Genomic DNA, 15,438 nt, shown 5'->3' with positions numbered 1-15,438 from the left:
CAAGACAAGGGTGCTGTCCAAAATCACTGCCTTGACAATGGTTCAGTTCGTTAACAGGTTCGTCTTTGATAGAAATATAAACAACATTAAAATCAGCATTGTTTAAAATGCACAATGGGTTAAATATATTGTTTTTGATAAGGGATTTGTTGCTTCTAATGGTCATGATTTAGAATTAGAACTCATCTGATTTTTGACCTCCTCCTATATTTTAGGTACCAGCCATAACTATCGGGAGAAGATCATCATTGCAATGAAAGAATTATCCATAAATACTTTCCAAGTAAATATTTGAACAATTGATTGATAAACACATCTAATTCTTTATTTTTTGTAATTAAAATATTATAATAATTTAATGTTAAATTTTACTTTGTTTATAGTCTTTAATTGGTTAGGAGAATAAAACACGTTATTTTTATCTGAGAACATTATTCATTGTTTTTTACTCCCCCTATAAAAAGAAATACAAAATATTTTAGATTTTGCGTGTTAACGTCCCCGTTTTTCTTAAAAAAAGGTTTTCCAGTACTACAGATGACCCTACTACATTAATCATCATCGCCTTATATATCCTTGTTGCTTCTTTGAACGATAGAAGTTTGGTCCAATCAACACTGACCGCAAAGACCATTTTCTTTATATATGGTCTTGGCGGGGCCATGGTAGTATTTGTATTGAACTTTTTTTTCAAAAATACCAAAGCGTTTGTTTTAAAGTTCTCAAAAATAGACCTTGCCCTTTTCGCACTTTTTGCATTTATAATCATCAACCGATATCTGGTTCAAGATAATTATGGCTTTTCATTACGTTTTATCGAACTTTTGGGACTTGTGGTATTATATATCTTGCTCCGTTCTTTAGGCCCAAAGGGTTTTATTTGGATTGGATTGGCCGTAATCCTTTCGGGTATCGTACAGGCAATATACGGAAACCTTCAGCTATTTGGCTACTACCCTTCCCTACATTCAGGCTTTAATATTAGTGGAAGTTATTTTAATCCGGGTCCGTACGCAGGTTTTTTGGCAAGTGTATGGCCCATGGCATTGGGAATGTACCTTTTTAAGGATAAGATAAGGGCAGTGGTATTTCCCCTCAAAATTAAGAGCGGTGTTTTAATGAAAAAAAGTATTCTGGCCCTATTTGAATATATACCTCTTATCGGTATGGCCTCGATTGCCATTGTATTGCCCGCTACCCGTTCCAGGGCGGCCTGGTTGGCCGTATTGGTAAGCAGTGCCTTGCTGTTGATGGTCAGGTATGGTATCCTTAAAAAGTTCCGTTCGTTCGGTTGGAAAAAAAGAGGGGGAATTGTAATGGTAAGTTGCCTTATTATAGGAATCTCCCTATACGGACTGTATCACTTTAAAAAAGGTTCCGCCGATGGACGGGTGCTGATATGGAAAGTGTCTACCAACATCGTAAAAGAGAACCTCATTTTTGGAGTGGGCCTAGATCGTTTTAAGGCATATTATATGGATGCACAGGCCGATTATTTTTCCCGCAAAGAGGAAACAAAGGAAGCATGGGTAGCGGACAATAGTTATTATGCCTTTAACGAGCCATTACAATTTTTGATGGAAAATGGTCTCATAGGAATACTGATAACAGGGATGCTTTTTTGGAGTATAATACAATCGGTTGCATTAAGATATGTTTTTTTTAAAATACTTGCTTTTGCCCTATTAACATCCATTGGGATTTTTGGACTGTTCGCCTATCCCGCCCAAATATTGCCCATAAAAATGATAGGGGTTTTGGCTCTGGCCGTAATAGCACATATCGATAAGGACAAAATAAATGTGTCCCGTCCCATAGAAAACCAAAAAATGCTTATGGTCAAAGCAATCGTTTTATTAGGGGCAATGGCTTTGATATGGACGGGGTATTCTCGTATCAAAATGATGGGAGAAGCACATCGGACATGGAAGAATGCTCTGGAAACCTATAATTACGGTCTTTATGAAGACAGTATCGAAGAATTTGAAAAAGCTTGGCCAACACTGAAAAATCAAGGCGATTTTTTAATGAACTATGGTAAGGCATTGGCCATGGCCGGAAAAAATGAAAGAGCGATCGAGATTTTGGAAAAGGCAAAAAAACATTTGAATACGACCATTATAGAAACCACATTGGGGGATTCCTACAAGGCAATAGGTAGTTATAAAAAAACGGAAAAGGCATATCAACGTGCAGCGAAAATGGTTCCCCATCGGTTTTATCCTCAATATTTATTGGCCAAGTTATATGAAGAATCCGGGCAGCGGACCAATGCGATGAAAAAAGCGGAGGAATTGTTAAAAAAAGAAGTGAAGGTGCCTTCAAGGGCCATTGAAGAGATACAAATGGAGATGAGAAAAATTTTGGAAAACCCAACGAATAGCAACTAGGCGAATAATGAAAGAGAAAATCAAGTTGTTGATCTTGGAAGACCAACCCATGTTATGCAGGGCCTATCGAATGTTTTTGCAAAACGACCACGAAATGGATTTTTGTATAACAGAGGCCCATAACTGTAAGGAAGGGTATGCTTTAATCGCACAAGCAACCATCGGTTATTTTGATTTGGTCTTGTTGGATGTCCAAATGCCCGCTTATCCAGAAAAAGGAATCACTTCTGGGGAGGATTTGGGCCTTTTATTGCGAAAAAGGCATTCACGCACCAAAATTATAATAGTTACCTATTTGATGGATGGGCATAGGCTATATCGACTTTTTAAAAATATAAACCCTGATGGCATACTTATAAAAAGTGATATGGATGAGGATTTTATAATAGACACTATTAAAATGGTGCTACAAGGAAATATGGTCTATAGTCCCGCCTTTCACAAACTGTTGCAGAACCGTACCGGGAATTGCCTTTTGGATGAGACGGATTGGGAATTGCTCCATTTGCTGTCCATTGGGATGCCTGTTAAGGAACTTTCAAAAAAAATGAACCTTTCCCTATCCTCTATTGAGAAACGAAAGCGAAAACTCAAAGAGTTCTTTTTGAATGATAAAGATCAATGGTTTAATGAAAGGAGTCTGCTACATATTGCAAGGGAAAGAGGTTTTATATGACGATTAAAAAATGAGGAAAACCGTAATTTTTATGAGAAAAACCTCATCAATTTATTGTTATGTGTTTTTTACATTTATAGCAGGTTATTGGATATATAGCCATATGGAAACAGAAATACCGGCGACCAAACAAACTTTAGAAGAAAAATCCACCGGATCTCTAATGATAAGAAGCTAAGATAAAACAATGTACAATCATTAAAACATTTGCCTATGTAAATACAAGCACGTAAGGGGAAAATTGTCATTCCTGAGAAACAGGCAATTTTTAAAACTCTTTAACGAATTAAGCAGTTTTAATGTTTCAAAAGTAGCGTCCTTAACAGACTTTTACAAAACCATTATATAATAGGAACACGTAATTCCATTAAATTAATCTTTTAAAAAATAGTAAAAATGAAAAAAGTAATTGTAGTATTAGGTCTAGCCATATTTGCAATGGTGTTATTTGCCAGTACAAATAATGTGACTAACAATGGAGATATAGATTTAGAAAGTCTAACTACTTTAAATCAAGCGGATGCGGAGTGCCCATCTTTTATAAATAACGGAAGCTGTAGCTATACAGGTATAGTCTGTTTTTGGGGAAGGAATCCAATAAATTGTGATACTTCCGCTCCTTGGCTTTAAAACTCTATAACAACTGTCTTTGTGAGTATAAAAAAACAGGTTCATATATTAAAAACGATGAGCCTGTTTTAAAACAAATCGATTAAACTGATGAATATATGAAATTTCGATTTTTGGTTATTATTGCTGTTGGCCTATTGGCATCATGTAACACTAAAACCATTGAAATAAATAACCCTAATAAAGGAAAATTACACGCTACAAAAACTTTAAAATTAGTAGAGACAAAAAAAATATTATTAGATGCCGATACAGCACCAAAACCACAGTATATACAAATATTTAAAGACACATCAGGAATTAGAAACTTCACCTTTTTGAATAGGTATACCAATTCTATTTATTTTTATGATTATAATTCCTTAGAATTTATAAAAAAAATAACCTACGATAAAGAAGGGCCTGATGGTATATTAGGACCTATGGGCTATCATATAAAAACATTGGATTCCATATATGTCTACAATATGCCTTTCATAGAATTGTTTTTAACTAATGGTAAAGGACAAGTTTTAACAAAAAAATCTTTGGCTGGATCAAATAACTTAAAAAAATCACCTTGGTATTATAGATATCCACAATATTATCCCAGAACAGTGACCCCTTTTTTAGAAACACCTAAAAAACTACTGTTCACAGGACAATTTATGTTTTCAGTTCCAGATTCCATAATTAACACTTTTAAACTAACGGCGAATATCGATTATAATATGAACGCTATCGAGTTTGGTCATGGTTATCCAAAAGAGCTTTATGGCCATGGATATAATTGGAATGACCAGATATTAACAGATGCCTTTTTGGAATTACACCCCGATGGCGACAAACTTATTTATAGTTTCCCAATATCCCATGATGTATATATAACGAGTTTATATTCGGAAGGTTACCAAAAAATGTATGCGGGCAGTAACGAAGCAGGTAGTATTTCATCAATCCAAAAAGAAATTAAGAAAACCAATAGGGAAATATTGGGAAGATCTATACTTGGACAAGATTTATATGGAGCCTTAAAATATGACAAATATCGTAAAATTTACTATAGGTTTATATGTAGAGCTATTCCTGATGCCACTATTCATACTTCTTTAGAAGAAAAACCAGTAGGCATCATTATTATGGACAAGGATTTTAAATATTTGGGAGAGACTATACTTGGCATAGGAAAAGAATGGAATTGGCAGAACAGTTTTGTTACCGAAGAAGGCCTGAACATCGAATATTTGGAAGAGGATGATATTGATGAAGTTGCACTGATCTTAAAAATATTCACTGTTAAAGATATTTAAATTAGACATTTATAAGGAAAATGATGAAAAATAAATATAATATACTATTTCTATTCGCTATATTATTGATAGGCAGCTGTAAACAAAAGGACAAAGAAATAGAAGCCAATCATATCTCGGATTCCATTGAAAAGATAAAAATCTCACCAAATTACAAATGGTTGGTCATATTGCCGGGTTTGGGATGCCATGGCTGCATACAAGAAGGTGAAGCCTTCATGCAAGAATATGTTGATAATAAGGATATTTTATTTGTGCTGACCAAAATAGAATCATTGAAAATCCTACAAAAAAAGATCAACATCAACATCAAGGAACATAATAACATTTACATAGACCGAGGCAGGTTATTCGATTTGCCAACGGATAATGCCATTTATCCTTGTATAGTGGAATTAAATGAAGGGAAGTTAAGATCCCACGGGTTTCAATCGCCTGTTAGCAGCGATGCCTTTGAAAAGTTGAAAGCCCGAATATAGACGACCGGAATTATATTAAACATAAGGTTGCATAACAATAAACTACATAAAAAAACGGTGCCTTTTTTGTGGGTGTTCTTCCATTCGCTTATCTGTTCGTTGTTGTATGCCCAAAACCAAACAATCATCCCTCATGAATTAACCGACCAACTACATAATGCATCAAAAAAAAGGACTTTGGAATCGGTTTACATACAAACCAGCAAGGGCATTTATGAAACGGGCGAGGACCTATGGTTTAAGGGGTATATACTTGATAGCCAACATTTAATACCTTCAAGAAAGAGTGAGACCCTATACGTACAATTGATTGAAGATACTACTAAAAAAGCTGTTTGGGAAGAAAAATATGAGATTGAAAATGGTTTTGTCGATGGGCATATATATATTCAGGATACCTTACGGACAGGAAACTATACATTGGCCGCCTTTACTCCTTATTCATTTTATGACGGCGACCGACCTATTGAATCGATTCGAGCATTAAAGATTGTCAAAACCATAACAGAACACTTGCACAACAAAAAGAAAGATACTCTGGCACCTCTTAAAAACAAGAATCCCTCTATAAATTTTCAGCTTTTCCCCGAAGGAGGTCATTTGGTGTCGGGTATCACAAGCAAGGTTGGCTTTAAGGCCTTGGACACAAAAGGCAATCCCAAATCTGTAAAAGGCAAGGTATATGAAAACGGCAAGGTACTTTTACACTTTAAAAGCCTGCATGCCGGTATGGGCAGCTTTATGTTCACGCCGAACACAAACAAGGATTACCATATTGTTATGGATTCCGTTGCACCCAAAAAGAAATATGACCTTCCAGACATTAAGACCGAAGGGCATGTATTACAACTATTGAAAAACACTAAAGAGGCTTTGACCTTGAAGGTATCAAAGAACACCGACCTCTTAAAAGAGACATTATATCTCCGTGTGCAGGTGCGCGGTGTTGTCTATAGTATTGCCAAGGCACAAGTGGAGAAAGAAAAACTAATTAAAATCCCCTTGAAGGATATTCCCCAAGGAATTGCCGAAGTGACCCTGTTCGATCAGGACTTACGGCCCTTGGCGGAACGACTGGTATATGTGAATCAGGACCAAAAGCTGAACATAAGGACAGCTTTGGACAAGGGAAAATATTTGACAAAAGACAATGCCAAATTAAAATTAAAGATAACCGACCAGGAAGACAACCCTGTGGTGGCCCATTTGGGGCTTAGTATATTTGATGCCCTTTACATCAACCAAAATGACGCCAAAACCATTGAGAGCCATTATCATTTGTCCACCCAGTTAAAAGGTAGGTTATATGACCCCGGCTATTATTTCAACGAAAAGAACAACAACAGAAAACTGGCCTTGGATTTGCTTTTATTGACCCAAGGATGGAGGGCTTACCAATGGACAGAGGCTAACCTAAAGCAAGAAGCAAAAAAGCCCCACCCGATAATAGACGATACGGTAACCGGTAGGCTCGTTGCCAAAAAGCTAAAAGACCAAGCATCGTTGCCACAACAATATATTATGAGCTTCACGGCGGATAAGCAAAGTTCAAAATCGCTTATAAATGTAGATACCTTAGGCGGGTTTAGGATCTACCCCCAAGACATCCAACAGGCAAAACAGGGGTATCTGTACCTAAAGTTATTGTTGACCGACCCCAAAAGAAAAATAAACATTGTTATAGACGACCCCTCTTTCAGCATAATTGACCGATTACGCCAAGAAAATGCTTTTGGTTACCCCAGAGCACCAAAACCCAGACCAAAAAGAATCATAGACCCACGGCCTTTTATACTGGCCAATGACGTGAACAAGCTGGACGAAGTAGTCGTAACGGGAAAAACCAAACGCATTTTCAGGGACAAATACATGGGGACACTGGACAGTCTGGCAAAACTGGAAATGAATACGGATTATGTTGGTGATAAATGCGGTATTTTAAATTGTCCTGCATGCAATAGTGGAACAAAACCAATCGAAGGTCATACTTATTCCATGTTGACAGGGAACGATATACCTACATCACACCCCTTTTATTTTGGTTACAACGGTCGGAGAATGATAGATGTTACATATCATTTCCCCATATTGACTGAGCAAGAACTATTAAGAAAATTCAATTTGACCAGAATTAAGGGATATTATGGTAAAAAGGCATTTTATAATCCTATTTATGATAAAGAGGAGAGTTTAAACAGTTTCCCGGACCATAGAAATACTCTTTACTGGAAACCCAATATTATAACTGACAATAATGGTGAGGCTGAATTGGAATTCAGTACTTCAAGTCTGAACACAAGGTTTATTGGATTAATAGAAGGGGTTAATGGAGATGGGCAACTAGGCCGTCAAACCTTCGTGTTTTTTGTTGAGAAAAGGGAATAGCAAATTTTAAGAATGGTTTTGGACGAGATGGATCGGGAATTGCTCCATTTGCTGTCCATTGGGATGCCTGTTAAGGAGCTTTCCAAAAAAATGAACCTTTCTCTATCCTCTATTGAAAAACGAAAGCGAAAACTCAAAGAGTTCTTTTTGAATGATAAAGATCAATGGTTCAATGAAAGGAGTCTGCTACATATTGCAAGGGAAAGAGGTTTTATATAATGGTTCAAAAATGAAAAAAACCGTAATTTTTATAAGGAAAACCTCATCAATTTATTGTTATGTATTTTTTACATTTATAACGTAAAAGTTCCATAAGGCGATAAATTAAAAATAAAATCATTTTAAATTATTAGAAATCATACAGTTATGATTTTTAAGATTAAAAAACACAAAGATTTAAGCTGGACGGCCCCATCTGATAGACGCATTTTGAAGGGCAACGGTAAAAGAGAAATGGGACAATAATCGAATCAAGTTTGGACTAAAGATCTGATGCCCCCCCCCGGATTTCCAATGATAAGAAGTTAAGATAAAACAAGGTCCAATCATTAAAACATTTGCCTATGTAAATACAAGCATACCAGGGGAAGTTTTTTTAAACGATATCCATCCATTGATGGTGGAAGGATATGGCATTTGATAAGGTAATGTCACCTTTAAGACTTTTGCAAAAAATAGTACGTTTAATTAAAATTTATAATCATGTAAAAAATCTTTGGAATGCTCGCAGCCATTGCTCTATTGGTTGCATTTACTTTAAGTTCAACCGCTGATGGAAACATTACCGATATGGATTTAGCTTCTTTAATAACAATTAATCAAGCGAATGCTGAAGGTGGTTGTACTGAATCGGAAAATTATGACCCTTATCACACGCCAAATGGAGTGGAATGTCCTGGTGGCGGTAGCTATTATTGCTGTCCATAATTAATATTAAAAGAACAATCCTTCCTGTATATTATTTTGTATGGGAAGGATTAATATCATGAAAATCGTTTATTTGAAAAGTTTAAGAGAAGTTTTTTGAGTTATCAAAACAAGCTTTTAAATGAATTCATAATATTCAATCATTGAATTATATAGATATAACCTTAATAGGAATTATTAGTACTCAATATTTAAAAGGAAGTATATGAAAAAATTAATACGTTATCTCACTATAGTTGTTGTTTTTTCTTTTTTAGGATGCAAATCCGATAACATAAAAAAAATAGAAATAAAAGAAGAAATTAACATAGAAAAAGGTGAAACACTTAAACTTTCAAAGCTAATTAAGTCATATTCATACATAACGCTAGATGAAAAAGAACTCATAGGTAAAATCTATAAAATGAAAATTACTAAGGATGGATTTTATATCCACGATAATCTTGGTAAATCTATTTTAAAGTATAATAATGTAGGGGAGTTTAGCTATAGAATATCCAAATCAGGAAGAGGACCTGAAGAATACCTAAGAATAACGGATTTTATAATAGATAAATCTGGAAGAGTAGAAATTCTTAACGTAGGAAGTCATAAAAGGTTTTGGTTTGATGAAAAGGGCAATTTTTTAAAACAAACAGAAATAACTTCAATGGATTTCAATCATACTTATTTCAATGAATCTGAAATTATATCCTATCATCATCCCGGAATGAATTTAAAAAGCAAATTTGCTTTACATATATGGGATGATAAATTAAATAATCTATTAAATGAGGATATTGAATTTGGAAAGTACAAAGATAAATTTTTAAACGGGAGTCTTTATCCGTTTTCAAAATATCAGAACACTTTGAATTTTTGTGGTGATTTTAGCAATATTATTTATTCGATAAACGAACAGGGAATCATACAACCTAAATATAGGTTAAATTTTAATCATTATGAATGGCCACCTGAATCAGAATACAAAAAGTTTTATGACACAAATCCATATAAGTTTTTCGATGGTATGGAAGAATATATACATTTTTTGAATTTCATTGAAGATGATCAAAAAGCTTGTATAACTTTTTATCAAGAAAAAAATAAGATTCATGCTTTTTTTAACAAAACTACAAAGGAAGTATTATGTGCTAGCAAGTTCGAAGATGACATAGGATTGGGGACCACGGATTTCGATATTGTTGCCAATCACGAAGGATATTGGTATGCGATTGCGGAAACCCTAAACATGGATAATATTGGAATTTTAAAAGAACAAGGAATAAATATTTCTGAAAAAGCTCCATTTATTATAATAAAATTTAAGCTATAAAAAGTAAGGATGAATAAAAAAAAGTCAGTTGTTGTTATATTCTGTATATTTTTTTTAACAGGAGCCATTATGCTTTATAATTATATTGAGGTTTCTAATCAAAAAAAAACGTCTAAGAACAATACAAGTCAAGCAAATGAAATAAGCAAAGAAAATATTTCTCTTAATCCAAAAGATTGGCAATTAATAAACTACAAAGGAGAAACTTTATCTGGAGTTGATATTTTTAAAGATAAGCCATTAATGGTTTTCTTTATTTCGGAAGAATCATGCCCTTCCTGCGTGGAAGAAGAATTAGTTGAACTTAATAAATCCGTAAGAAGAAATGCAAACTTTAACAATAAAGTATTATTCATTAGTACTTTTAAAACAATGAACGAATTTAAAGCCTTTGTAAATTCACTTAGGTTAGATAGTATTGAGTTGTATAATAGAATAAATTTAATTGAACCTGATAAGTACCATTTTGCTGGTTATTTCTTTTGGAATAAAGAAAAAATCGAAAAATTCTTTAGACCTCGTTTTGACGATAAAAAAAGGCTAAATACGGAATTTCGTAATACCATGTTTAAAAAATTAATTGACCATAATGAAGAATTAGCATTGTATATTATTGACGGGGAAGAATTTTTTAAATCGAAACTTTTTTTAACTGAATACGATGATAGTAATGTTGAATATATTCAAATATTAAATCCTAAGGAAGGAAAAAAGAGATATGGAAAACGAGGGGAGAATGGGGTTTATATTATTACAAATAAATGAATATTTGAATATCCGCAAATACTCAATAATTGATAAATAACGTGAGTTCGACCTAAGAAATATGGGTTTATGATATGAAAAAAGCAGAATATTTAGTAGATTAAAGTACTGGAATTCAATTTATTACAAAACATTCTACTTATGATATCTACCATTAAAATTACCGAAATATTTTGTTCAATCGATGATTTTTGCCAAGATTTTGTTCCTTTTTGCAATGCATATTGTTATTCTGGTAGTTCTTGTATACTTGGATGTGGAGATGGATGGACTTATTGTCATGGCAACTCAAATACTCCATAGACTTCATAAATTAAAGATAGGTGCCCTAAGACCATGTTCTTGGAGTGCTTTTTCTAAAACTAAATTTATAGAACATCAATTTTTGTCTAAAATTTATTACAATTTTTATGTTTGAAATTAATTTGGTCAGAGGTTTTTTAAGTAAAAAGCACTTTAGAGAAAGGTACTAATTTTAAATTAAAAGTTTAAGATTGTTTATTTAATTATAAAAATCATATATGAATTTAAAAGTAATATGTTCTCTTTTTATTGGAGTAATATTTTTGCAATCCTGTAAAAAAGCACATTCAGGTTTGGATCCTGATTTTAAAATTAATTCTTTTCCTAAGCAGTATGTTCTAAATAATGGTAATTATTTAAAGAATGATAGCTTATTGCTAGGAGATTCAAGATGGATTAGATATCATCCCGATTCATTTGTGATAGTACAAGAATTGGGAAATGATAAAATGTTGAAAATAATAGATTTAAAGACAGGAAAAATTCAGGAAATTATAGATAAAGGAAGAGGGCCTAATGAAATGGTTTCTGCTTGGGGAATTAATGTTGTAGATAAAGATATTTGGGTTTATGGTGGACAATTAAAAAAAATGTTAAAATTGTCTTATGATGATGAACGTCAATTTTACATCTCTGATAATTTATCTTTAGATGACCAAACTTGTCTGGTAGGTTCTGCGCTGAATGATAGTACCATTATAGGCTTATGCTTTCCTGATACAAATAGACTGACTATTTATGATAGAAATAAGAACGTTAAGAAAATAGGAGAGTTTCCTTTAATTCATTCAAGCAATCAAGTAGAGCCAAATAATATTGTTTTTATCTCCTTTATGGCAGGAGGACCTAATAATAAGGTTGTTTTAGCTTGTGATAAAACAGATATTTTGGAAATATATGACATAAATAAAGGCTTGGAAAAACGGCTTCATGGTCCTAAAGGTATTAAAATTGAGGCGGAAGGTGTAGATCTTGGAATGGGCAACAAAATATTTAAAACTACGCCTCCTTTTAGGGCATTTTATAATGTAGTAGCAAATGAGCATGAGTTCTGTGTTGGTTACATTGGATATGAAACTATTGAAGGAGTAAAACGTAGTTTAGAGGATAGTTATCCAAAACGTATTTTTTGTTTCTCTTGGGATGGTGAACCAAAAAGAGAGTATGTCTTCGATATTCCAATAATATCCTTTGATTTTGATTGGGAAAATAAAAAGATATATGCGCTTACTATTGACCCTGAAGCTAAAATTATTGTGTTTGATATAAACGAGAAAATATGAGAAATATTTATAAAATGTTAATCTTGCTTTCTTTTATCGCATGTAATGAGAAAGTTGTAGAACTAGAAAAACTTTCAGTTTCGGAGAATATAAAAAGAGAAATAAATAATTCTTCGAGAGAATTAGGTATTATTTGTTACTTTGAAGGAGAATGCTCTTTTTGTTATGGGAATATAATGAATATTAATAAAAATTTATCAGATACCCCCCTTACCATAATAACACAAACAACAGATACTGTTTTAATAAATTACAATCTAGATAAAATAGACTTTAAAGGAAATTTGATTATAGATTCCACATCGCATTTTTATAAGAAAAATGAAAATGTATTAAAGCATAATAAATTATTATTGGTGAATTCTAATTATGAAATACTGAAGAAGTCTAAAGTTTCTTATGGATAATCAGGTGCAAGAAAAATTTAAAAATACAATAATTAATTATGATAAAAATCAGTAAATTTAATAAAAGGCAAAATTTCACCTTTCTTAATCGTGTGTTCTTTCTCATGATCTCTTTCCGTTGAACCTGACAATTTAAAAATAGAATAATAATCTTAATTTTAAACAGTGTTACAAGGAAGAACAGATTTTCACCTCAACAGATACAGATTCCAAGGTTTTAAGGTGAAGACTTACCCGTTTTCGTACAGGGGTTAAATTAAACAAAATGATGTTTCAAAGGGGCATGCCCCTTTGAAAATTCTTCCAAATATTCTTTTGGGCTGCTCCTTCCCAATGCTTTATGCGGATGGAAGCGGTTGTATTCCTCCTTGAATCGTTCGGTCTCCAAGTTCACTTCCTCGATATCCCTGAACAGATGCGCATCCAGTACATCTTCACGGTAGGTTCTGTTGAACCTTTCGATATAACCGTTCTGGTTCGGCCTGCCCGGTTGTATGTATTTTATCTCGATGCCCTCTACCTCGCAATAGTTGACAAAGACCCTGGATAAAAATTCAGGTCCGTTGTCCACCCTTATGGCCATAGGCTTGCCGTAAACCTCTATGGCCTCCCTGAGGTATCCTATCACCCGAATTCCCGGCATGGAAAAGTTCCCCTTCATGCAGAGTGCTTCACGGTTGAAGTCGTCCATCAGGTTGAATATCCTGAAGCTCCGCCCCGTTACAAGGCTGTCCGACATGAAGTCCGCGCTCCATACCTCCCTGGGCGCGTCCGGTACCGCCAAGGGTTCCTTTATCCGTTTGGGCGGCCGTTTCTTGGTTTTTCCCCTTAACCTCATGCCCAATAGGCGATAGATCCGCAATACACGTTTACGGTTCCACTTGTGGCCTTGCTTGCGGATGCGGTTATAGAGCCAATCGAAACCCCTATCGGGTTTGGCCTCGGCCAACTCGGTGAGTTTGTCGATTACTTCCGTATCGTCACGACGGCTGCGATAATACCACATCGAACGGCAGAGGCATACGATCGTACAGGCCCTTGCTATGCTCAGGCCTTCCTCCTTTACGATATCCTCTGCCAGTTCCCTTCGCCCGCAAGGCCTCAGAGCTTTTTTTCGATGATGTCCTTCAAGATCCTATGGTCGAGGCCAAGGTCAGCGTACATCTGTTCGAGCCTACGGTTCTTCTGCTGTAACGACTTGAGTTCCTTGAGCTGTTGGGCGTCCATGCCGCCGTACCTGCGCTTCCAACTATAAAAAGTGGCGGTGGTGATCCCTTTGTCACGACAGATGTCGGTGACCTTCATTCCCGAATCGTACTGTTGCAACATCGCAACGATCTGTGTTTCTGTAAATCTGCTTTTCTTCATAATCTAAAAATAATTGATTTTTAAACTGTACGAAAAACAGGGAAGCCTTCAAAACGGGTAAGTCTTCAGTTTTATATAATGGTTCAAAAATGAGGAAAACCGTAATTTTTATGAGGAAAATCTCATCAATTTATTGTTATGTGTTTTTTACATTTATAGCAAGTTATTGGGTATATGGTAATATGGGAACAGAAATACCAATGGTCAAACAAACTTTAGAGGAAAAATCCCCTAGGGTAAAATGATAAAGAAACTATTTGAATGTCTAATCATTAAAACCAATGCCTATGTAAACACAAACAGACCAGGGGAAGTTTTTAAACGATATCTATCCACGGATGGTGGTAGGATATGGCGTTTGGCAAAGGTAGTGCCTCCAATATGACTTTTGCAAGAAAATAACAAAAAATGGGAATAGTCCCAAGAATAATTTAAAATAATATTATGAAAAAAGTAATTGGACTTTTGGGAGTAGCCGTTATGGCGATTGCTGTATACGCAAATTCATCAGTTACTACTGGTTCTAATGAAATTGATTTAACTTTTTTAACATCAATAAATAAAGCAGAAGCTGAGGCTCCCTGTATAGGTAACCATTTTATAATTCTTCCTAGACCAGGTGGATGGCGTTGCATTTCTGGAGGTTATAGTTGTTGTCCTCTTCTTTAATTTCTTATTAGAGAGAGCAAAGGATATTACTATAACATGTATTATTATAAACATTTTTTCGATTAGTTCATTTAAACTTATTGGATTAGTATATAAATAAGCGATTATCTAGCTTGACAAAGACTATTTGGTACGAAAAAAGGCAAAAAATATGTACAAAAACAGTTCTTTTTTATCTAATCTGAAAGAGGTTTAAATGAATTTGATTATTAATTACTAAAATTTAAAAATAATGAAAAAAGTACTAGGAATTATCGTAATTGTAGCTTTCGCATTAACTATGTTTTTAAATTCGAACACCTTCAGTTTTTCAAATGGAGTAGATTTGACATCTTTGATTTCTTTGAATCATGCTGAAGCTGAAACAGGTTGTGTAGGTTCATGGTATTTGGTTAAATCAAGACCAGGTGGTGGTTGGGACTGCTTTGCTAATTCTGGCCTGAGTTGTTGCCCCGTATTATAGGATAGTCATTTAAGCCCGCTTGGCAAAAAAAAATTACTTTATATATCTAAAATTTTACTATTAAATTTAAAGGAGTCATTTCTTTGTCT

At 34.3% G+C, this 15,438-nt stretch carries 17 protein-coding genes and 1 pseudogene; 16 read left to right on the top strand and 2 right to left on the bottom strand.

The annotated features are described in order from the left end of the window. From ACKWB9_RS12505 to ACKWB9_RS12445, 13 genes and pseudogenes are all read left to right on the top strand, one after another. Positions 1-106: pseudogene (locus ACKWB9_RS12505) on the top strand (IS982 family transposase); the annotation flags it as partial. 379 nt (positions 107-485) lie between these two features. Next, positions 486-2,390: an O-antigen ligase family protein gene (locus tag ACKWB9_RS12500; RefSeq protein WP_414003357.1), complete on the top strand. Its 1,905-nt coding sequence runs from the start codon at positions 486-488 to the stop codon at positions 2,388-2,390. Between the two features lie 7 nt (positions 2,391-2,397). Beyond that, complete coding sequence (locus tag ACKWB9_RS12495; protein WP_414003356.1) at positions 2,398-3,066, top strand: response regulator; 669 nt, start codon at positions 2,398-2,400, stop codon at positions 3,064-3,066. Positions 3,067-3,462: 396 nt separating this feature from the next. Next, a complete protein-coding gene (locus ACKWB9_RS12490; protein ID WP_414003355.1) occupies positions 3,463-3,696 on the top strand; it encodes a hypothetical protein in 234 nt (77 codons plus the stop codon). A gap of 98 nt (positions 3,697-3,794) precedes the next feature. After that, positions 3,795-4,985 carry a DUF4221 family protein gene (locus tag ACKWB9_RS12485; protein ID WP_414003354.1) on the top strand — a complete coding sequence of 397 codons (1,191 nt, stop codon included), beginning with the start codon at positions 3,795-3,797 and terminating at the stop codon, positions 4,983-4,985. A 20-nt stretch (positions 4,986-5,005) separates the two neighbouring features. Further along, positions 5,006-5,464 (top strand): hypothetical protein, encoded by a 459-nt coding sequence (locus ACKWB9_RS12480; protein WP_414003353.1) that lies wholly within the window; start codon positions 5,006-5,008, stop codon positions 5,462-5,464. A 177-nt stretch (positions 5,465-5,641) separates the two neighbouring features. Further along, entirely contained in the window at positions 5,642-7,849 is a 2,208-nt protein-coding gene (locus ACKWB9_RS12475) for a hypothetical protein (RefSeq protein ID WP_414003352.1), read from the top strand. 12 nt (positions 7,850-7,861) lie between these two features. Further along, a complete protein-coding gene (locus tag ACKWB9_RS12470) occupies positions 7,862-8,068 on the top strand; it encodes a hypothetical protein (protein ID WP_414003351.1) in 207 nt (68 codons plus the stop codon). A 501-nt stretch (positions 8,069-8,569) separates the two neighbouring features. Beyond that, a complete protein-coding gene (locus ACKWB9_RS12465; RefSeq protein ID WP_414003350.1) occupies positions 8,570-8,776 on the top strand; it encodes a hypothetical protein in 207 nt (68 codons plus the stop codon). Positions 8,777-8,981: 205 nt separating this feature from the next. Beyond that, the gene (locus ACKWB9_RS12460) at positions 8,982-10,091 is read left to right on the top strand and encodes a 6-bladed beta-propeller (protein WP_414003349.1); all 1,110 of its coding nucleotides are present in this window, start codon (positions 8,982-8,984) and stop codon (positions 10,089-10,091) included. Between the two features lie 9 nt (positions 10,092-10,100). After that, positions 10,101-10,856, top strand: coding sequence for a redoxin domain-containing protein (locus ACKWB9_RS12455; RefSeq protein WP_414003348.1), 756 nt, complete (start codon positions 10,101-10,103; stop codon positions 10,854-10,856). A 521-nt stretch (positions 10,857-11,377) separates the two neighbouring features. Beyond that, positions 11,378-12,442 (top strand): BF3164 family lipoprotein, encoded by a 1,065-nt coding sequence (locus ACKWB9_RS12450; RefSeq protein ID WP_414003347.1) that lies wholly within the window; start codon positions 11,378-11,380, stop codon positions 12,440-12,442. Further along, the gene (locus ACKWB9_RS12445; RefSeq protein WP_414003346.1) at positions 12,439-12,849 is read left to right on the top strand and encodes a hypothetical protein; all 411 of its coding nucleotides are present in this window, start codon (positions 12,439-12,441) and stop codon (positions 12,847-12,849) included. The genes ACKWB9_RS12450 and ACKWB9_RS12445 overlap by 4 nt, the downstream gene beginning before the upstream one ends. Positions 12,850-13,105: 256 nt before the next feature. Here ACKWB9_RS12445 and ACKWB9_RS12440 read toward each other — a convergent pair whose 3' ends face one another. Both ACKWB9_RS12440 and ACKWB9_RS12435 read right to left on the bottom strand, forming a co-directional pair. Further along, a complete protein-coding gene (locus ACKWB9_RS12440) occupies positions 13,106-13,876 on the bottom strand; it encodes an IS3 family transposase (RefSeq protein WP_414003361.1) in 771 nt (256 codons plus the stop codon). A gap of 74 nt (positions 13,877-13,950) precedes the next feature. Then, positions 13,951-14,217 (bottom strand): transposase, encoded by a 267-nt coding sequence (locus ACKWB9_RS12435; protein WP_414003345.1) that lies wholly within the window; start codon positions 14,215-14,217, stop codon positions 13,951-13,953. Between the two features lie 241 nt (positions 14,218-14,458). On the opposite strand from ACKWB9_RS12435, the gene ACKWB9_RS12430 reads away from it, so the two are divergent. The 3 genes from ACKWB9_RS12430 to ACKWB9_RS12420 all read left to right on the top strand — a co-directional run bounded on the left by ACKWB9_RS12430 (position 14,459) and on the right by ACKWB9_RS12420 (position 15,349). Next, complete coding sequence (locus tag ACKWB9_RS12430) at positions 14,459-14,602, top strand: hypothetical protein (RefSeq protein WP_414003344.1); 144 nt, start codon at positions 14,459-14,461, stop codon at positions 14,600-14,602. A 59-nt stretch (positions 14,603-14,661) separates the two neighbouring features. Beyond that, the gene (locus tag ACKWB9_RS12425) at positions 14,662-14,886 is read left to right on the top strand and encodes a hypothetical protein (protein WP_414003343.1); all 225 of its coding nucleotides are present in this window, start codon (positions 14,662-14,664) and stop codon (positions 14,884-14,886) included. A gap of 232 nt (positions 14,887-15,118) precedes the next feature. Further along, entirely contained in the window at positions 15,119-15,349 is a 231-nt protein-coding gene (locus tag ACKWB9_RS12420; protein WP_414003342.1) for a hypothetical protein, read from the top strand. The last annotated feature ends 89 nt before the right edge of the window (positions 15,350-15,438 follow it).

The sequence above is a fragment of the Maribacter spongiae genome (genome assembly GCF_047345125.1).
Taxonomy (GTDB): Bacteria; Bacteroidota; Bacteroidia; order Flavobacteriales; family Flavobacteriaceae; genus Maribacter.
Note: the sequence above shows the minus strand (reverse complement) of the source record. Positions and strands in the feature narration are given on the sequence as shown.